Genomic DNA, 17,870 nt, shown 5'->3' on the forward strand with positions numbered 1-17,870 from the left:
CGTTCTACCGATAGTCAAGGTGACCAGTCAGTCAGAGTTGAATTTCTGACAGGTTGCCCCCATCACTGAATTTGAACCACTGACGAACCATTCTTTCCATGCATGCAAACAGCCAGATTCGACTAACATTCAATCAGGATCGCCCGGATCAGGAACATGATGACGACGGTTCTGCAGGCATTGCTGTTCAGGAGGCCAAACCTGCGTTACAGGCGCCGCCGATGTACAAGGTGGTTTTGTTCAATGATGACTACACACCGATGGATTTCGTCGTCGAAGTGCTCGAGGTGTTTTTTAACCTGAACCGCGAGTTGGCGACCAAGGTAATGCTGGCCGTTCACACAGAAGGACGGGCAGTATGTGGAGTGTTTACCCGCGACATCGCCGAGACAAAGGCCATGCAGGTCAACCAGTACGCCAGGGAAAGCCAGCATCCGCTACTCTGTGAAATCGAGAAGGACGGTTAACGCCGACCACTTGGGTATGAGGTGAAGCTATGTTAAACCGCGAGCTCGAAGTCACCCTCAATCTTGCCTTCAAGGAGGCCCGTTCGAAGCGTCATGAATTCATGACCGTCGAGCACCTGCTTCTGGCACTTTTGGATAACGAAGCTGCCGCCACCGTATTGCGTGCGTGCGGCGCCAACCTCGACAAACTCAAGCATGACCTGCAGGAGTTTATCGACTCCACTACGCCACTTATTCCCGTTCACGATGAAGACCGTGAAACCCAGCCAACCCTGGGCTTTCAGCGGGTGCTTCAGCGTGCCGTTTTCCATGTGCAGAGCTCCGGTAAGCGAGAAGTCACAGGCGCCAATGTGCTTGTGGCGATTTTCAGCGAACAGGAAAGCCAGGCAGTGTTCCTGCTCAAACAGCAGAGCGTTGCCCGTATCGATGTCGTCAACTACATCGCCCACGGTATCTCCAAGGTGCCGGGGCACGGCGATCATTCCGAAGGTGAGCAGGATATGCAGGATGAAGAGGGCGGTGAGTCTTCTTCCTCCAGCAACCCGCTGGATGCCTATGCCAGTAACCTGAACGAGCTGGCGCGCCAGGGGCGGATCGATCCGCTGGTGGGGCGTGAGCTTGAGGTTGAACGCGTAGCGCAGATCCTCGCGCGTCGTCGCAAAAACAACCCGTTGCTGGTGGGTGAGGCGGGCGTGGGTAAAACCGCGATTGCCGAAGGCCTGGCCAAGCGCATTGTTGATAATCAGGTCCCGGACCTGCTGGCCAACAGCGTTGTCTACTCCCTTGACTTGGGCGCGTTGCTCGCCGGGACCAAGTACCGTGGCGACTTCGAGAAGCGCTTCAAGGCGTTGCTTGGCGAGCTGAAAAAGCGCCCGCAGGCGATCCTGTTTATCGACGAGATTCACACCATCATTGGTGCCGGTGCGGCCTCCGGTGGCGTGATGGATGCGTCCAACCTGCTCAAACCATTGCTGTCGTCGGGTGATATTCGCTGCATCGGTTCGACCACGTTCCAGGAATTTCGCGGCATCTTCGAGAAAGACCGTGCCCTGGCGCGTCGCTTCCAGAAGGTTGACGTCTCCGAGCCTTCGGTTGAAGACACCATCAGCATCCTGCGCGGGCTCAAGGGGCGCTTTGAAGCGCACCATGGCATCGAGTACACCGATGAAGCGTTGCGCGCGGCGGCTGAGCTGGCATCGCGCTACATCAACGATCGCCATATGCCGGACAAAGCCATCGACGTGATCGACGAGGCGGGCGCCTACCAGCGCCTGCAGCCGGTCGAGAAGCGTGTGAAACGCATCGATGTGCCTCAGGTCGAGGACATTGTGGCGAAAATCGCGCGTATTCCGCCTAAGCACGTCAACAGTTCCGATAAAGAGCTGCTTCGTAACCTGGAGCGCGACCTCAAGCTGACCGTATTCGGTCAGGATGCGGCCATCGACGCCTTGTCCACCGCGATCAAGCTTTCGCGTGCGGGCCTCAAGTCGCCGGACAAACCAGTGGGTTCGTTCCTGTTCGCAGGCCCGACCGGCGTCGGCAAAACCGAAGCAGCGCGCCAGTTGGCCAAGGCCATGGGCATTGAGCTGGTACGTTTCGACATGTCCGAATACATGGAGCGCCACACCGTGTCGCGCCTGATCGGTGCGCCGCCGGGCTATGTCGGCTTCGACCAGGGCGGCCTGTTGACCGAAGCGATCACCAAGCAGCCGCATTGCGTGTTGTTGCTCGATGAAATCGAGAAGGCGCACCCGGAAGTCTTCAACCTGCTGCTGCAGGTCATGGATCACGGCACGCTGACCGACAACAACGGGCGCAAGGCGGACTTCCGCAACGTTATTGTGATCATGACCACCAACGCCGGTGCCGAAACGGCCGCGCGGGCCTCGATCGGCTTTACTCATCAGGATCACTCTTCCGATGCAATGGAAGTGATCAAGAAGAGCTTTACGCCAGAGTTCCGTAACCGTCTGGACACCATTATCCAGTTTGGTCGCCTCAGCCATGAGGTCATCAAAAGCGTGGTGGACAAGTTCCTTACCGAGCTTCAAGCGCAGTTGGAAGACAAGCGCGTGCAGCTGGAAGTGACGGAAGCGGCGCGCAGCTGGATCGCCGAAGGGGGTTACGACGCGGCAATGGGCGCCCGCCCAATGGCACGTCTGATCCAGGACAAGATCAAGCGGCCATTGGCCGAAGAGATCCTGTTTGGCGAGCTTTCCGACCATGGCGGCGTGGTGCATATCGACCTGAAGGACGGCGAGCTGACCTTCGAGTTCGAGACCACGGCTGAAATGGCCTGATCGACAGCTGAAAAAGCAAAGGCGCCGAAAGGCGCCTTTTTGCTGTCTGCATGATCAGAGGGATCGCTGCCTTGTGATCGCTGAACAACCAATGTGGGAGCGGGCTTGCTCGCGAAGGCGGTGGGTCAGTTAATAGATTTATTAGCTGACCCACCGCCTTCGCGAGCAAGCCCGCTCCCACACAAGCCAGTTCCCGCAGAGTTAACGGGTGGCTGTTAAATCATGCACACACAAAAACGCCCGGCATAACCGGGCGTTTTGTATTGACTTGATTAACGCGCGCGGTAAGTGATGCGCCCTTTGCTCAAGTCATAGGGCGTCAGCTCGACGCGCACTTTGTCGCCGGTAAGAATACGAATGTAGTTCTTGCGCATCTTGCCGGAGATATGCGCGGTTACGACGTGCCCATTTTCCAACTCCACACGAAACATGGTGTTGGGCAGGGTGTCGACGACAGTGCCTTCCATTTCGAAGCTGTCTTCTTTCGACATGCAGTAAAGCCCTCGGTATCCAGTGAATGGCCCGGTGCAACTGCGCCAGGCAAAAGCGGCGTGCATTGTGCCCGAAAAAGGGTGTTTAAGCCAAGGGGTTCTAGTTAAGCGTGACCCATCTTTGATTAATCAGCAGTTCTATGGGCCGATATTGGGTCTTGTAATTCATCTTTTTGCAGTTTTTGATCCAGTAACCGAGGTACACCGCCTCCAGTTCCAGGCGTATCGCTTCGCCGATTTGCCACAGGATCGCGAAGCGTCCCAGGCTGCGACGCTCTTCGGCCGGTTCATAGAAGGTGTAGACCGCCGACAGGCCGTTGGGCAGCAAATCGGTCACGGCGACCGCGACCAGGCGACCCTCAAGGCGAAACTCATAGAAGCGCGAAAACGGCAGGTCGCGTACCAGAAACGTCGAAAACTGATCGCGGCTCGGTGGAAACATGTCGCCGTCAGCGTGGCGTTGCTCGATATAGCGCTGGTACAGGTCGAAATATTCTTCGCTGAAGTGCGGTTTGGTTGCGGTCACCGTCAAGTCGGCGTTGCGCTTGAGGATGCGCTTCTGGTTGCGGTCCGGCAAAAACTGCGCAACCGGGATGCGTGCCGGAACGCAGGCGTTGCAGTTCTGGCAGTGCGGGCGGTAAAGGTGATCGCCGCTGCGCCGGAAACCCATTTCCGAAAGGTCGGCGTACACATGCACGTCCATGGGCTGGCTGGGGTCGAGGAACAGCGTGGTGGCCTGCTCTTCGGGCAGATAGCTGCAAGCGTGGGCTTGAGTGGCATAAAACTTCAATCGCGCCAGCTCGGTCATGATCAACCCTCGGGATAAGCTTTGAAATAAGTGTAAGCCAGGTGCGAGGAAGTCGCCTAGGAAACCCACGGTCCAGAGCTTGGTTGGTCCAAATGGTTGTGTAAAAAGCCCACGAAGTCATCCCGTGGGATGGCGCGGGCGCCGAGGCTGTGGAGGTGGTCGTTGGGCATCTGGCAGTCGATCAGCACAAAGCCCCAGGCCTGCAGCTGTCGGGTGAGTGTGGCGAAGCCGAATTTGGAGGCGTTGTCGGCGCGGCTGAACATGGACTCGCCAAAAAACAGGTGGCCCATCGCCAGGCCATACAGGCCGCCCACCAGCTCGTCGTTGTCCCACACCTCTACTGAGTGCGCATGGCCGCGCCGATGCAGCTCGAGGTAGGCGTTCTGGATGCTTTCGGTGATCCAGGTGCCGTCGGCATACGCACGGGGTGCCGCGCAGGCCTGGATGACGGCCGCGAAGTCTTTGTCGAAGGTGACGGTGTAGCGCTGCTGACGCAGGAGTTTGCCGAGGCTGCGCGACACATGCAGTTCGTCGGGGAATATCACCGTGCGCGGGTCGGGCGACCACCACAGAATCGGCTGGCCCTCCGAAAACCACGGAAAGCAGCCGTGACGGTAGGCCTGGATCAGACGTTCGGCCGACAGGTCGCCACCGGCAGCCAGCAGGCCATTGGGTTCGCGCATGGCCTTGGCCAGTGGCGGAAATGTCAGGGAGTGGCGTTGCAACCAGGTCAGCATGGCATCCAGGCTTACGGTAGGGGAGGGGAGTGGCAGAACTGTCGCCTGCCGCACAGGGAGTGATTATTGTCGACGCAGCGCTGTGGGGCCAGCCCGAATCGGGCATTGGCGAGCTTTAGCGTGAACGGGTGTTTCTGCAACTCTGTGCCGAAGGCGTGGTCGTAAACGGGTCTGCACCATGCAGGCCATTTGCCAAGCTTGCGCTGATTGGTAAATACAGCTCATAAGCCTTTGTCAGCAAAGACAATGCATGCTCAAATTGAACAGGCTGTGATACCTCAATTGTCTAGGCTGCCGGGTGAAGGGCAAGTACGTGGCATCGCGGACGCAAACCCGTACAATGCGGCCATTATGGCGTAATCGCCATTTCGCCGAACCATTATCCGGTGTTAAAAGTAGATTCAACGACGCTCGTTCATTTTTCAGCTGCTCGGATTGGGCAGTATTTGCAGTCATTCAACAGATGGACGCGCTACAGGCGCAGGAATAGACCCGTTTTGAAGAAATCCGCCGCAACACCTAAAGCAGCAGTCGTGCCGGCCTGGCGCCAGCACCTGCATTATCGACTCAAGGAAGGCGCGCTGATCGCGATCGGCGCCCTGTGCCTGTTCCTGATGATGGCCTTGCTCACCTATGGCAAGGACGATCCGGGCTGGAGCCACAACAGCAAGATCGAAGACGTGCAGAACTTCGGCGGTCCTGCCGGCTCCTACAGTGCCGACATCCTGTTTATGGTGTTGGGTTACTTCGCTTACATCTTCCCGCTGTTGCTGGCGATCAAGACCTGGCAGATCTTTCGCCAGCGTCACGAGCCGTGGCAGTGGAGCGGCTGGCTGTTCTCCTGGCGCCTGATCGGCCTGGTCTTTTTGGTGTTGTCCGGCGCCGCGCTGGCACATATCCATTTCCACGCACCTACTGGCCTGCCAGCGGGCGCGGGCGGCGCTTTGGGCGAAAGCCTTGGCGACTTGGCGCGCAAGAGCCTGAATATCCAGGGCAGCACGCTGATGTTCATCGCGCTGTTCCTGTTTGGCCTCACCGTGTTCACCGACCTCTCGTGGTTCAAGGTGATGGACGTGACCGGCAAGATCACGCTCGACCTGCTGGAGTTGTTCCAGGGCGCTGCCAATCGCTGGTGGTCGGCCCGGGTTGATCGCAAGCGCATGGTTGCGCAGTTGCGTGAAGTGGACACCCGCGTCAACGAAGTGGTAGCCCCGAGCACGCCGGACCGGCGCGAGCAGGCCAAGGTCAAGGAGCGCTTGATCGAGCGCGAGCAGGCCCTGAGCAAGCACATGTCGGACCGCGAGAAGCAGGTGCCGCCAGTCATCGCCCCGGCGCCGCCCAAAGCGCCCGAGCCGAGTGCCCGCGTGCAGAAAGAGAAACAGGCGCCGTTGTTTGTCGACAGCGCCGTCGAAGGCACTTTGCCGCCGATCTCGATTCTCGACCCGGCCGAAAAGAAACAACTCAACTATTCCCCCGAGTCGCTGGCGGCTGTCGGCCACTTGCTGGAAATCAAGCTCAAGGAATTCGGCGTCGAAGTGACCGTGGACTCGATCCACCCCGGCCCGGTCATTACCCGTTACGAAATCCAGCCGGCGGCTGGTGTGAAGGTCAGTCGTATTTCCAACCTGGCCAAGGACTTGGCGCGTTCCCTGGCCGTGACCAGTGTGCGTGTGGTGGAAGTCATCCCTGGCAAGACCACCGTGGGTATCGAGATTCCCAACGAAGACCGCCAGATCGTGCGCTTCTCCGAAGTGCTGTCGACGCCGGAATACGACAACTTCAAATCGCCGGTCACCTTGGCCCTCGGTCACGACATCGGCGGCAAGCCGGTGATCACAGACCTGGCGAAAATGCCGCACTTGCTGGTCGCCGGTACCACCGGTTCCGGTAAGTCGGTGGGCGTGAACGCGATGATCCTGTCGATCCTGTTCAAGTCTGGCCCGGATGACGCCAAGCTGATCATGATCGACCCGAAGATGCTTGAATTGTCGATCTACGAAGGCATTCCACACCTGCTGTGCCCGGTCGTCACCGACATGAAAGACGCTGCCAACGCCCTGCGCTGGAGCGTGGCCGAGATGGAGCGTCGCTACAAACTGATGGCGAAGATGGGCGTGCGAAACCTGTCCGGCTTCAATGCCAAGGTCAAGGAAGCCCAGGACGCCGGTACGCCGCTGGTCGATCCGCTGTACAAGCGCGAAAGCATTCACGACGAAGCGCCGCTGCTGACCAAGCTGCCGACCATCGTGGTGGTGGTCGACGAATTTGCCGACATGATGATGATCGTCGGCAAGAAGGTCGAAGAGCTGATCGCGCGTATCGCCCAGAAAGCCCGTGCCGCCGGTATTCACTTGATTCTCGCCACCCAGCGTCCATCTGTGGACGTGATCACTGGCCTGATCAAGGCCAACATTCCGACGCGGATGGCGTTCCAGGTGTCGAGCAAGATCGACTCGCGAACCATCATCGACCAGGGCGGCGCCGAGCAACTGCTGGGCCACGGCGACATGCTCTACATGCCGCCCGGCACCAGCCTGCCGATCCGCGTTCACGGCGCCTTCGTCTCCGATGAAGAGGTTCACCGTGTGGTCGAGGCCTGGAAGCTGCGTGGCGCGCCCGAATACAACGACGACATCCTCGCCGGCGTTGAAGAGGCCGGCAGCGGTTTCGACGGCGGTAGCAGCGGTGATGACGATGCTGAAACCGATGCGCTGTACGACGAGGCCGTGGCCTTCGTACTGGAAAGCCGCCGCGCGTCCATTTCTGCGGTGCAACGCAAACTCAAAATCGGCTACAACCGCGCCGCTCGCATGATTGAATCCATGGAAAACGCCGGCGTCGTGACTGCGATGAACACCAACGGCTCGCGTGAAGTCATCGCCCCCGGGCAGATGCGCGACTGAGCCCGTGCCGCGTGACTGCACGCGGCGCGCCCAAACAACTCAATGAGGACTCCCATGCGTCTTATCCGCATGCTGTTGTTGCCGGCACTGGCCCTGACCGCTGTTTCGGCGCACGCCGACCCGGCCTCCGTTGCCAGCCTGACCAACCTGCTGGACAAATCCAAGACCCTGACTGCGCGCTTCTCCCAGCTCACCCTGGACGGCGGCGGCACTCAGTTGCAGGAAACGGCCGGTGAAATGGCCGTGCAACGCCCAGGTTTGTTCTACTGGAAAACCGACGCGCCGAACGAGCAGACCATCGTTTCCGACGGCCAGAAAGTTACCCTCTGGGACCCGGACCTGGAACAGGCGACCATCAAAAAGCTCGACCCGCGCCTGAACCAAACCCCGGCGCTGCTGCTGTCGGGCGATGTGTCGAAGATCAGCGACAGCTTTGACATCACCTCCAAGCAAACCAGCAACGTGATCGAGTTCACCCTCAAGCCGAAATCCAAGGACACGCTGTTCGACAGCCTGCAATTGTCGTTCGGCAACGGTGTGATCAATAACATGCGCCTGATCGACAGCGTCGGTCAGCGCACCGACATCCTGTTCTCCGGGGTCAAGGCCAACGGCGTTGTCGATGCCTCCAAGTTCAAGTTCGTCATCCCCAAGGGTGCCGACGTGATCCAGGAATAACCCGCTTAGAGGTTTCAAACGCTGCCCATGGACCTGTTTCGAACTGACCCGATCTCTCAACCCCTGGCGGCGCGTTTGCGTTCGACCAATCTGGATGAGTACGTCGGGCAAGAACACCTGCTCGCTCGCGGCAAGCCATTGCGCGAAGCCCTGGAGCAGGGCGCGCTGCACTCGATGATTTTCTGGGGGCCGCCGGGGGTGGGTAAAACCACCCTCGCGCGGTTGCTGGCAAAGGTCTCGGATGCGCACTTCGAAACGGTCTCGGCGGTACTCGCCGGGGTCAAAGAAATTCGCCAGGCCGTTGAAGTGGCCAAGCAGCAGGCCGGGCAATACGGCAAGCGCACCATCCTGTTCGTCGACGAAGTGCACCGCTTCAACAAGTCGCAGCAGGATGCGTTTCTGCCTTATGTGGAAGACGGCACGCTGATCTTTATCGGCGCCACCACTGAAAACCCTTCGTTTGAACTCAATAATGCGTTGCTGTCGCGGGCGCGCGTCTATGTGCTCAAGAGCCTGGACGAAGCGGCGATGCTCAAACTGCTGCAGCGCGCCTTGAGCGAAGACAAGGGCCTGGGCAAGCGTCAACTGAGCCTCGGCGACGAAGGCTTCAAGATTCTGATGAGCGCCGCCGACGGCGACGGCCGCCGCTTCCTCAACCTGCTGGAAAACGCCTCCGACCTGGCCGAAGACAGCAGCGAGATCGGCGTCGACCTCCTGCAAAGCTTGCTCGGCGACACGCGCCGGCGCTTCGACAAGGGCGGCGAAGCCTTCTACGACCAGATCTCCGCGCTGCACAAATCCGTGCGTGGCTCCAACCCGGACGGCGCGTTGTACTGGTTCGCGCGGATGATCGACGGCGGCTGCGACCCGCTGTACCTCGCGCGCCGCGTGGTGCGTATGGCCAGCGAAGACATCGGCAACGCCGACCCGCGCGCCCTGAGCCTGTGCCTTGCCGCCTGGGAAGTGCAGGAACGCCTCGGCAGCCCCGAAGGCGAACTGGCGGTGGCCCAGGCCATTACCTACCTGGCTTGCGCGCCGAAAAGCAACGCGGTGTACATGGGCTTCAAGTCCGCACTGCGCGCGGCAGCCGAACACGGTTCGCTCGAAGTGCCGCTGCACCTGCGCAACGCACCGACCAAGCTGATGAAACAGTTGGGCTATGGCGACGAATACCGTTATGCCCATGATGAGCCGGACGCCTATGCCGCCGGTGAAGACTACTTTCCCGATGACCTTGAGCCGCAGCCGTTCTACCAGCCGGTGCCCCGTGGCCTGGAGCTGAAGATCGGTGAAAAGCTCAACCATCTCGCGCAACTCGATCGACTCAGCCCCAAACAGCGGAGAAAGTAGTGCTCAAGACAATTCTTGCCGTGTCCGTAGCCGGCATCGCTGGTACATTATTGCGTTTCGCCACCGGTACATGGGTCAGCGCCAATTGGCCGAAGCATTTTTATACGGCGACCCTGGCGGTCAACCTGGTGGGCTGTTTGATCATCGGCTTGCTGTACGGCTGGTTCCTGTTGCGCCCGGAAGTGCCGATTGAAATTCGCGCCGGCTTGATTGTCGGCTTTGTAGGCGGTCTGACGACCTTTTCATCCTTTTCACTGGACACGGTGCGCCTGCTCGAGAGCGGGCAAGCCCTGGTTGCTTTCGGGTACCTGGGCATCAGCGTGTTCGGCGGGCTGCTCGCCACCTGGGCTGGCCTGTCCTTGACCAAACTTTGATAACGAGAGACCGACATGCTCGATTCCAAACTGTTACGTAGCAACCTTCAGGACGTAGCGGACCGCCTGGCATCCCGTGGCTTTGCCCTGGACGTTGCGCGCATCGAAGCGCTGGAAGAACAGCGCAAGACCGTCCAGACCCGCACCGAAGCACTGCAGGCTGAGCGCAATGCACGTTCCAAATCCATCGGTCAGGCCAAGCAGCGCGGCGAAGACATCGCGCCGTTGATGGCTGACGTTGAGCGCATGGGCACCGAGTTATCCGATGGCAAGGTCGAGCTGGATAAAATTCAGTCCGAGCTGGATTCGATCCTGCTGGGCATCCCCAACCTGCCGCACGAATCGGTACCGATTGGCGCAGACGAAGACGGCAACGTCGAAGTGCGCCGCTGGGGCACGCCAAAAGCCTTTGATTTCGAGATCAAGGACCACGTCGCCTTGGGCGAATTGACCGGCGGCCTGGATTTCGAAACCGCAGCGAAAATGTCCGGCGCACGCTTTGCCTTGCTGCGCGGCCCGATCGCGCGCATGCACCGTGCCCTGGCGCAGTTCATGATCAACCTGCACACCGCCGAGCACGGCTACGAAGAAGCCTACACGCCGTACCTGGTGCAGGCGCCGGCATTGATGGGCACCAGCCAGCTGCCGAAGTTCGAAGAAGACCTGTTCAAGATCAGCCGCGACGGCGAAGCCGACCTGTACCTGATCCCGACCGCCGAAGTGTCGCTGACCAACATCGTCGCCGGCGAGATCCTCGACGCCAAGCAACTGCCGCTCAAGTTCGTCGCCCACAGCCCGTGCTTTCGCAGTGAAGCCGGCGCATCGGGCCGCGACACCCGCGGCATGATCCGCCAGCACCAGTTCGACAAGGTCGAGATGGTGCAAGTGGTTGAGCCGTCGACCTCCATGCAAGCCCTGGAAGGCCTGACCGCCAACGCCGAGCGCGTCCTGCAACTGCTTGAGTTGCCATACCGCGTACTGGCCCTGTGCACAGGCGACATGGGTTTCAGCGCCGTGAAGACCTACGACCTCGAAGTGTGGGTGCCGAGCCAGGACAAGTACCGCGAGATTTCGTCGTGCTCCAACTGCGGTGATTTCCAGGCCCGTCGCATGCAGGCGCGTTTCCGTAACCCGGAAACCGGCAAGCCGGAGCTGGTGCACACGCTCAACGGTTCCGGTTTGGCCGTAGGCCGCACGCTGGTTGCCGTGCTGGAAAACTACCAGCAGGCTGACGGTTCGATTCGCGTACCTGAGGTGCTCAAGCCTTATATGGCGGGCGTTGAGGTCATCGGTTAAATGGAATTTCTGCCGCTGTTTCATAACCTGCGCGGCAGTCGTGTGTTGGTCGTCGGTGGCGGGGAGATTGCCTTGCGCAAATCCCGGCTGCTGGCCGATGCCGGTGCGTTGCTGCGGGTAGTTGCTCCCCAGATCGAAGACCAGTTGCGTGAACTGGTGCTGGGCAGTGGCGGAGAACTGATTTTTCGCGGTTATCAGGAGGCTGACCTTGACGGTTGCACCCTGATCATCGCGGCAACCGACGACGAGCCACTGAACGCGCAAGTGTCCAGCGAGGCCAAGCGCCGTTGCGTGCCGGTGAATGTGGTGGATGCACCGGCCTTGTGCAGCGTGATCTTCCCGGCGATTGTCGACCGCTCACCGCTGGTGATTGCGGTGTCCAGCGGCGGCGATGCGCCAGTGCTGGCACGCTTGATCCGCGCCAAGCTGGAAACCTGGATTCCGTCCACTTACGGCCAATTGGCCGGGTTGGCGGCGCGTTTTCGTGCCCAGGTCAAAGGGTTGTACCCGGATGTGCAGCAACGTCGTGCGTTCTGGGAAGAGGTGTTTCAAGGCCCGATTGCCGACCGCCAGTTGGCCGGGCAGGGCGCTGAAGCCGAGCGCCTGTTGATCGAAAAGGTCAACGGCGCGCCGCCTCATGCACCGGGCGAGGTCTACCTGGTGGGTGCAGGCCCGGGTGATCCGGACCTGCTGACCTTCCGCGCCTTGCGCCTGATGCAACAAGCCGACGTGGTGCTGTATGACCGCCTGGTAGCCCCGGCAATTCTTGAACTGTGCCGTCGAGACGCCGAGCGCGTGTATGTGGGCAAGCGTCGCGCCGAGCACGCCGTGCCGCAGGACCAGATCAACCAGCAGTTGGTCGACCTGGCCAAGCAAGGCAAGCGCGTGCTGCGCCTCAAGGGCGGCGATCCATTTATCTTTGGGCGCGGTGGCGAAGAGATCGAGGAACTGGCGGCCCATGGCATCCCGTTCCAGGTGGTGCCCGGCATAACGGCGGCCAGTGGTTGCGCGGCGTATGCCGGGATTCCGCTGACACACCGTGACCATGCACAGTCGGTGCGCTTTATCACCGGGCATTTGAAAAACGGAACCTCGGACCTGCCCTGGCGGGACCTCGTTGGGCCGTCACAAACCCTGGTGTTTTACATGGGCCTGATCGGCTTGCCGATCATCTGCGAACAGCTGATCAAACACGGCCGTTCGCCGGATACCCCTGCGGCGTTGATCCAGCAGGGCACCACGTCCAACCAGCGCGTGTTCACCGGTACTTTGGCGGACTTGCCGCGCATGGTGGCGGAGCATGAAGTGCATGCGCCTACATTGGTGATCGTGGGTGAAGTGGTGCTGCTGCGCGAGAAGCTCAAGTGGTTTGAAGGCGCGCAGTCTCAGGTCTAATACGGCTGGTATGACGAGTGCGCCTGTTGTGGCAAGTGGGCGCCCTGTGGCGAGCGGGCCTTTGTGGCAAGTTGGCTTACTGTGGCAAGTGGGCCTTTGTGGCAAGTTAGCTCCCTGTGGCGAGTGGGCTTGTTGTGGCGAGCGGGCTTGCCCCGCGTTGGGCTGCGTAGCGGCCCTGAAACCAAACACCGCGTTTTGCCTGGCAGAACGCGGTGTTTTTTATTGGGGCCGCTACGCAGCCCAACGCGGGGCAAGCCCGCTCGCCACAGAAAGCCAACTTGCCACAGAGATACAGTGGTATCAGTTACACACACCCTCGCCGATCAACCGCTCCCGATCATGCGGTCCATCAAACCCTTGCAACGGGCCTTTGGGCACAATTCCCGTCGGATTGATCGTGCGGTGGCTCGCGTAGTAATGCCCCTTGATATGCGCGAAATCCACCGTCTCGGCCACGCCTGGCCACTGATACAGCTCCCTTAACCAGTTCGACAGGTTCGGGTAATCCGCGATTCTGCGTAAATTGCATTTGAAGTGGCTGTAATACACCGCATCAAAACGAATCAGCGTGGTGAACAGCCGCACATCGGCTTCGGTCAGGTACTCGCCCGCCAGGTACCGATGGTCAGCCAGATGCTGTTCCAGGTGATCCAGCTCGGCGAACACATCATCAAATGCGCTCTCATACGCTTGCTGCGACGTCGCGAAACCCGCGCGATACACGCCGTTGTTCACGGCGGGGTAGATGCGATCGTTCAGCGCATCAATAGTCGAGCGCAAGGCCTCGGGGTAGAAGTCCAGGGTATTGCCGGTCAATTCATCAAACGCGCTGTTGAACATGCGGATGATCTCCGCCGATTCATTGCTCACGATGCGGTTGAGCTTTTTGTCCCACAGCACCGGCACGGTGACGCGCCCGGTGTAGTCGGCAGTGTCAGCGGTATAGCGCTGGTGCATGAAGGTGAAATCATCGAGAGCGTCGCCGGTAGAGCCGTGGGCCTTGTCGAAGGTCCAGCCGTTTTCCAGCATCAGCCAACTGACCACGGACACATCGATCAGGTTTTCCAGACCCTTGAGTTTGCGCAGGATCAAGGTGCGATGAGCCCACGGGCAGGCCAGGGACACGTAGAGGTGGTAGCGGCCAGCTTCGGCCTTGAAGCCGCCTTCGCCGCTTGGGCCAGGGCTGCCGTCGGCGGTCACCCAATGGCGGCGTTGTGCCTGTTCGCGCTGGAATGCGCCATCAGCGCTACTTTCGTACCACTGGTCTTTCCAGTGTCCTTCGATCAGCAAACCCATGGCTGGCTCCTCAACTAATAAGCGTTGGAGCCCAGTCTAAAGGGATGAGTTCGAACTAAAAGCGCAAAGAGCAGGGTTTAATCATCGATTAAATCGATTTATCCCGCGCATCCCAATACTGTTGGGCCAGTTCGAACGCCTGTTCCCGCGAGCGACCGAGGCCGCGCAAGGCCAACGCCATGGTGGCGATCAGCGCCAGTTGCGGGTAGCTGTCTTCAACATCGCCACGCCACAGCGCCTTCAAATGCTCGGGCTCCAGGCTGGCCGGTTTGACGTGGCGCTGGGCGGAAAGGGCGGGCCACTCTTCATCCCAGCTTTGGCCGCCGGTGGTGCCGTACAGGTGACTCGGGGAGTCCGGGTTAATCTCGATTTCGCCGCCATCGCCCTTGACCACAATCACGTTGTCGCCGAGCAGGCCGCTGGCATCGCGGTGTACGCCCTGGTAACCCGGGTGGAAAATGCTTTGCAGGCCAAGGCGTGCATTGAGCGGGTTAAGCAGGCGCGCCAGCGAGTGAATCGGCGAGCGCAGGCCCAATGTGTTGCGCAAGTCGATCATGCGCTGCAATTGCGGCGCCCAGTCGCCCAGCGGGATAAACGCCAGGTTGCCGTGCTCGAAAGCTGTTTCTACGTGTTGCCAGTTGCGGCACAGCGGAATCTGCAAACCTTCCAGCAGTTGCTCGGTATAAAGCCGCCCGGCCGTGTGCGCGCCGCCACCGTGCATGAGGATGCGCACACCGTTTTGCGCCAGGCACTTGGCGGCCAGCAGATACCACGGCAGGTGGCGTTTTTTGCCGGCGTAGGTCGGCCAGTCAACGTCCACGTTCAGCGCCGGAGCGTTGAGGCGCTCACGCACGGCTTCAGTGAAACCGGCGAGTTCTTCCGGGCTTTCTTCCTTGTGGCGCAGCAGCATCAGGAAGGCCCCGAGCTGGGTGTCTTCGACCTTTTCGTCGAGCAACATGCCCATGGCCTCGCGGGCTTCCTCACGGGTGAGGTTGCGCGCGCCGCGCTTGCCTTTGCCGAGGATGCGCACGAATTGAGCAAAGGGATGCTCGGCAGGGGTTTCAAGGGTCAGCGGGGCAAAATCGGTCATAAGCAATTCGTCGGTCTGGGCAGGCCCGCCAGTTTGGCGGCGAGTTTGGCGGGAGTGCCGTTGAACAGTTTATTGAGGTGCAGGCTGTTGCCCTTTTCCACGCCCAGCTTCAAGGCGGTGTACTTGATCAGCGGGCGGGTGGCGGGGGACAGCTGGAATTCGGCGTAGAACCCGCGCAGCAGTTCGAGGATTTCCCAGTGGGCCGGCGTCAGTTCCAACGCTTCGGCGGCGGCCAGGGCGTTGGCGACATCGGCGGACCATTGATTCAGGTCCACCAGGTAACCGTCCTTGTCCAGCTCAAGGGTGCGCTCGCCTACGGTCAAGGTGTTCATAGCCAACTGTTGACCTTGTCGTAATCGATCGACAGTTGCACAAAGCCGGGGTAGTCAACGCTGTCGGCCCAGTCCGGCAAGGGCAGGTTGCGCGCCTGCATGTCTTCGGCCAGCACAAAGACTTTAACGCCCTTGAGTTGCAGGGCCGGGTTGTGAAGGCCGTAGGCGCCGTCGCCACACAGAAGGATTGCGTCTTGAGCGCCGCACACGCGCAGGCAACTGGCCAGACGGCTGTCGGTAAACGGGGAATGGGACACCACATGTAAAGTCGACATCAGAGGGTCATCACCTGGTCGTAACGGTCAATCAGCGTGGAAATTTCGTCGCTGCTCAGCGGTTGGGCGCTGGCGGGCGGGGCGAGGCCACGTTCGGTCAGGCTGTGGCTGCAGGCGAACACTTCGTCCACACCGAACAGTCCCAGCGCCTGCAAGTTGGCGCTGAGGTCTTTCTGCTGCACGGCCCTGGCGTGCTGATGGGGTGCCAGCTGGAACACACCGTCGTCCATAAACAGCAGGCCGATCGGCAGATCAAAGGCGCCGCCAGCCAATACGATATCCAGTGCTTCCCGTGCGCCCGGCCCGGACCACGGGGCCTGACGGCTGATCAGCAATAAGGATTTGGACATGTTACGGCCCTCCAAAGCAGATCAGGCGGTCGGCGGCCTGCACGGCGTCGTGCAACTGCCCCAGGCCCGACAGCGCCCACGGTGCGTCGAGGTTGACCGCGCTGCGCTGATAACGCGCGGCTTCTTCGCTGTTCAGCACGCCACGGCGCAAGGCAGCGGCAATGCACACCACGCCGTCGAGCTGGTGTTCGCTGACAAACTCGCGCCATTGGCGGGCGATATCTTGCTCGTCTTGCGGCGTAACACTGTTATTGGCAGCGCTGTACACGCCGTCCTGATAAAAAAACAGCCGCACAATATCATGCCCGCCAGCCAACGCCGCCTGGGCGAACAGCAGGGCGCGGCGTGAGGAGGGCGCGTGGGCGGCGGAAAACAGGGCAATTGCAAACTTCATGGAACACTCTGAGCGCAAACGTGGGCCAATGATAAAGCCGCCGCCACGAAAAAGCCCGCCGTGATCAAAACGGTCACTGTCGTTGATCGTTCTGACGATTGCCGGTAGGCCCAGGGCTGCCTAGTCTGTGGGTATTCGAAACGGAACTGGAGTCCCTATGTCAGGCCCCTTGGCGTCCCTTAAAGTGCTGGATTTTTCCACCTTGCTGCCCGGCCCGTTCGCGTCGCTGATGCTGGCCGACATGGGCGCCGAGGTGCTGCGCATCGAATCGCCCACGCGCAGGGACCTGCTGCGCGTGTTGCCGCCCCATGATCAGGGCACTTCGGCCAGCCACGCTTACCTCAACCGCAATAAACGCAGCCTTGCGCTGGACCTTAAACAGGCCGAAGCGCTGGAGATCGTGCGCGAGCTGGTCAAGGGCTACGACATCCTCCTGGAACAGTTTCGCCCCGGCGTGATGGAGCGCCTGGGCCTGGGGTACGAAGCCCTCAAGGAGATCAATCCCCGGCTGATCTATGTCTCGATCACCGGCTACGGGCAGACCGGGCCCTATAAAGACCGCGCCGGGCACGATATCAACTACCTGGCGTTGGCCGGCGTGGCCAGCCATACCGGGCGCAAGGACACGGGGCCGTTGCCGCTGGGTGTGCAAGTGGCCGACGTGGCCGGTGGTTCGCTGCACGCCGTGGTGGGGTTGCTCGCGGCGGTGATCGCGCGGCAGCAAAGCGGGGTCGGGCAATACCTGGATGTGAGCATGACCGACTGCTCGTTCAGCCTGAACGCCATGGCCGGTGCCGGTTACCTGGCCTGTGGGGTTGAGCCGGCGAGGGAGAGCCATGTGCTCAATGGCGGCAGTTTTTACGATTATTACCGCACTCGCGATGGGCGCTGGATGTCGGTCGGTAGCCTGGAACCGGCGTTTATGCAGCCATTGTGCGAAGCGCTGGGAAAGCCAGAGTTAGCCGCGTACAGCTTGAAGCCCGATCAACAAAAGGCCCTCAAACTGGCGCTGCAGGTTGAGTTTGAAAAGCGCAACTTTGAGGAACTGCGCGTGCTGTTTGCCGGGGTGGATGCGTGTGTTGAGCCGGTGTTGAGCTTGAGTGAAGCGCTGGACCATCCGCAGTTGAAGGCGCGGGAACTGGTCAGCCAGGTGCCCAGGGGCGATGGCTCGACGCAGGCGCAAATAGCGTGCCCGTTGAAGTTTTCAGAGGGCTTGCCGGCGCCTCGGCATATTGGGGCTGCGGTGGGAGCGCACAGTGATGAAGTGTTGCTGGAGTTGGGGTTCAGTGCTCAGCGCATAGCCGAGTTGCGGCAGGCCAAAGTGGTGGGGTGAC

18 protein-coding genes are annotated in these 17,870 nt (G+C 60.4%); 9 read left to right on the forward strand and 9 right to left on the reverse strand.

What is annotated here, in order from left to right; translation table 11 throughout:
• The first annotated feature begins 98 nt into the window (after positions 1 to 98).
• Positions 99 to 467: an ATP-dependent Clp protease adapter ClpS gene (gene clpS, locus Q7C20_RS08460; protein WP_005789091.1), complete on the forward strand. Its 369-nt coding sequence runs from the start codon at positions 99 to 101 to the stop codon at positions 465 to 467.
• Between the two features lie 29 nt (positions 468 to 496).
• Positions 497 to 2,767, forward strand: a complete 2,271-nt coding sequence (gene clpA / locus Q7C20_RS08465) for an ATP-dependent Clp protease ATP-binding subunit ClpA (RefSeq protein ID WP_375066732.1) — start codon at positions 497 to 499, stop codon at positions 2,765 to 2,767.
• A gap of 272 nt (positions 2,768 to 3,039) precedes the next feature.
• Here clpA and infA read toward each other — a convergent pair whose 3' ends face one another.
• From infA to aat, 3 genes are all read right to left on the reverse strand, one after another.
• On the reverse strand, positions 3,040 to 3,258 hold the full coding sequence (infA, locus tag Q7C20_RS08470) for a translation initiation factor IF-1 (RefSeq protein ID WP_002553999.1): 219 nt from the start codon (positions 3,256 to 3,258) through the stop codon (positions 3,040 to 3,042).
• A gap of 100 nt (positions 3,259 to 3,358) precedes the next feature.
• Positions 3,359 to 4,066: an arginyltransferase gene (locus Q7C20_RS08475; RefSeq protein ID WP_348058645.1), complete on the reverse strand. Its 708-nt coding sequence runs from the start codon at positions 4,064 to 4,066 to the stop codon at positions 3,359 to 3,361.
• A 56-nt stretch (positions 4,067 to 4,122) separates the two neighbouring features.
• Positions 4,123 to 4,803: a leucyl/phenylalanyl-tRNA--protein transferase gene (gene aat / locus Q7C20_RS08480; RefSeq protein ID WP_375066736.1), complete on the reverse strand. Its 681-nt coding sequence runs from the start codon at positions 4,801 to 4,803 to the stop codon at positions 4,123 to 4,125.
• Positions 4,804 to 5,300: 497 nt separating this feature from the next.
• Between aat and Q7C20_RS08485 the strand changes: the two genes are divergently transcribed.
• Genes Q7C20_RS08485 through cysG form a run of 6 tightly spaced genes read left to right on the forward strand, consistent with a single transcriptional unit; the run spans position 5,301 to position 12,799 of the window.
• Positions 5,301 to 7,706, forward strand: a complete 2,406-nt coding sequence (locus Q7C20_RS08485) for a DNA translocase FtsK (protein ID WP_375066737.1) — start codon at positions 5,301 to 5,303, stop codon at positions 7,704 to 7,706.
• A 54-nt stretch (positions 7,707 to 7,760) separates the two neighbouring features.
• On the forward strand, positions 7,761 to 8,384 hold the full coding sequence (gene lolA / locus Q7C20_RS08490) for an outer membrane lipoprotein chaperone LolA (protein ID WP_375066738.1): 624 nt from the start codon (positions 7,761 to 7,763) through the stop codon (positions 8,382 to 8,384).
• 27 nt (positions 8,385 to 8,411) lie between these two features.
• Positions 8,412 to 9,734, forward strand: a complete 1,323-nt coding sequence (locus Q7C20_RS08495) for a replication-associated recombination protein A (protein WP_375066739.1) — start codon at positions 8,412 to 8,414, stop codon at positions 9,732 to 9,734.
• Positions 9,734 to 10,108, forward strand: a complete 375-nt coding sequence (crcB, locus tag Q7C20_RS08500; protein ID WP_348058656.1) for a fluoride efflux transporter CrcB — start codon at positions 9,734 to 9,736, stop codon at positions 10,106 to 10,108. Before Q7C20_RS08495 ends, crcB begins: the two co-directional genes overlap by 1 nt.
• A gap of 15 nt (positions 10,109 to 10,123) precedes the next feature.
• Positions 10,124 to 11,404 (forward strand): serine--tRNA ligase, encoded by a 1,281-nt coding sequence (gene serS / locus Q7C20_RS08505; protein WP_375066740.1) that lies wholly within the window; start codon positions 10,124 to 10,126, stop codon positions 11,402 to 11,404.
• Positions 11,405 to 12,799: a siroheme synthase CysG gene (gene cysG / locus Q7C20_RS08510; protein ID WP_375066741.1), complete on the forward strand. Its 1,395-nt coding sequence runs from the start codon at positions 11,405 to 11,407 to the stop codon at positions 12,797 to 12,799.
• A 300-nt stretch (positions 12,800 to 13,099) separates the two neighbouring features.
• Here cysG and Q7C20_RS08515 read toward each other — a convergent pair whose 3' ends face one another.
• From Q7C20_RS08515 to tusD, 6 genes are all read right to left on the reverse strand, one after another.
• Positions 13,100 to 14,095: a glutathione S-transferase family protein gene (locus Q7C20_RS08515; protein WP_375066742.1), complete on the reverse strand. Its 996-nt coding sequence runs from the start codon at positions 14,093 to 14,095 to the stop codon at positions 13,100 to 13,102.
• A gap of 88 nt (positions 14,096 to 14,183) precedes the next feature.
• Positions 14,184 to 15,185 carry a glycosyl transferase family protein gene (locus Q7C20_RS08520; protein ID WP_375066743.1) on the reverse strand — a complete coding sequence of 334 codons (1,002 nt, stop codon included), beginning with the start codon at positions 15,183 to 15,185 and terminating at the stop codon, positions 14,184 to 14,186.
• Positions 15,182 to 15,517: a TusE/DsrC/DsvC family sulfur relay protein gene (locus Q7C20_RS08525; RefSeq protein ID WP_375066744.1), complete on the reverse strand. Its 336-nt coding sequence runs from the start codon at positions 15,515 to 15,517 to the stop codon at positions 15,182 to 15,184. The genes Q7C20_RS08520 and Q7C20_RS08525 overlap by 4 nt, the downstream gene beginning before the upstream one ends.
• Positions 15,514 to 15,792: a sulfurtransferase complex subunit TusB gene (gene tusB / locus Q7C20_RS08530; RefSeq protein ID WP_348058668.1), complete on the reverse strand. Its 279-nt coding sequence runs from the start codon at positions 15,790 to 15,792 to the stop codon at positions 15,514 to 15,516. Before tusB ends, Q7C20_RS08525 begins: the two co-directional genes overlap by 4 nt.
• Entirely contained in the window at positions 15,792 to 16,142 is a 351-nt protein-coding gene (gene tusC / locus Q7C20_RS08535; protein WP_375066745.1) for a sulfurtransferase complex subunit TusC, read from the reverse strand. The genes tusB and tusC overlap by 1 nt, the downstream gene beginning before the upstream one ends.
• 1 nt (position 16,143) lies before the next feature.
• A complete protein-coding gene (gene tusD / locus Q7C20_RS08540) occupies positions 16,144 to 16,536 on the reverse strand; it encodes a sulfurtransferase complex subunit TusD (protein ID WP_375066746.1) in 393 nt (130 codons plus the stop codon).
• Positions 16,537 to 16,693: 157 nt separating this feature from the next.
• Between tusD and Q7C20_RS08545 the strand changes: the two genes are divergently transcribed.
• Positions 16,694 to 17,869 carry a CaiB/BaiF CoA transferase family protein gene (locus Q7C20_RS08545; protein WP_375066747.1) on the forward strand — a complete coding sequence of 392 codons (1,176 nt, stop codon included), beginning with the start codon at positions 16,694 to 16,696 and terminating at the stop codon, positions 17,867 to 17,869.
• The last annotated feature ends 1 nt before the right edge of the window (position 17,870 follow it).

Origin of the sequence: Pseudomonas sp. AMR01 (assembly GCF_041946035.1) — a bacterium.
Classification (GTDB): Bacteria; Pseudomonadota; Gammaproteobacteria; order Pseudomonadales; family Pseudomonadaceae; genus Aquipseudomonas; species Aquipseudomonas antarctica_B.

Coding starts and splice junctions, on each gene's coding strand:
- clpS (WP_005789091.1), top strand. CDS start 99: ATGCATGCAAACAGCCAGATTCGACTAACATTCAATCAGGATCGCCCG.
- lolA (WP_375066738.1), top strand. CDS start 7,761: ATGCGTCTTATCCGCATGCTGTTGTTGCCGGCACTGGCCCTGACCGCT.
- Q7C20_RS08475 (WP_348058645.1), bottom strand. CDS start 4,066: ATGACCGAGCTGGCGCGATTGAAGTTTTATGCCACTCAAGCCCACGCT.
- serS (WP_375066740.1), top strand. CDS start 10,124: ATGCTCGATTCCAAACTGTTACGTAGCAACCTTCAGGACGTAGCGGAC.
- clpA (WP_375066732.1), top strand. CDS start 497: ATGTTAAACCGCGAGCTCGAAGTCACCCTCAATCTTGCCTTCAAGGAG.
- tusB (WP_348058668.1), bottom strand. CDS start 15,792: ATGTCGACTTTACATGTGGTGTCCCATTCCCCGTTTACCGACAGCCGT.
- Q7C20_RS08515 (WP_375066742.1), bottom strand. CDS start 14,095: ATGGGTTTGCTGATCGAAGGACACTGGAAAGACCAGTGGTACGAAAGT.
- Q7C20_RS08495 (WP_375066739.1), top strand. CDS start 8,412: ATGGACCTGTTTCGAACTGACCCGATCTCTCAACCCCTGGCGGCGCGT.
- cysG (WP_375066741.1), top strand. CDS start 11,405: ATGGAATTTCTGCCGCTGTTTCATAACCTGCGCGGCAGTCGTGTGTTG.
- Q7C20_RS08525 (WP_375066744.1), bottom strand. CDS start 15,517: ATGAACACCTTGACCGTAGGCGAGCGCACCCTTGAGCTGGACAAGGAC.
- Q7C20_RS08545 (WP_375066747.1), top strand. CDS start 16,694: ATGTCAGGCCCCTTGGCGTCCCTTAAAGTGCTGGATTTTTCCACCTTG.
- Q7C20_RS08520 (WP_375066743.1), bottom strand. CDS start 15,185: ATGACCGATTTTGCCCCGCTGACCCTTGAAACCCCTGCCGAGCATCCC.
- tusC (WP_375066745.1), bottom strand. CDS start 16,142: ATGTCCAAATCCTTATTGCTGATCAGCCGTCAGGCCCCGTGGTCCGGG.
- aat (WP_375066736.1), bottom strand. CDS start 4,803: ATGCTGACCTGGTTGCAACGCCACTCCCTGACATTTCCGCCACTGGCC.
- infA (WP_002553999.1), bottom strand. CDS start 3,258: ATGTCGAAAGAAGACAGCTTCGAAATGGAAGGCACTGTCGTCGACACC.
- tusD (WP_375066746.1), bottom strand. CDS start 16,536: ATGAAGTTTGCAATTGCCCTGTTTTCCGCCGCCCACGCGCCCTCCTCA.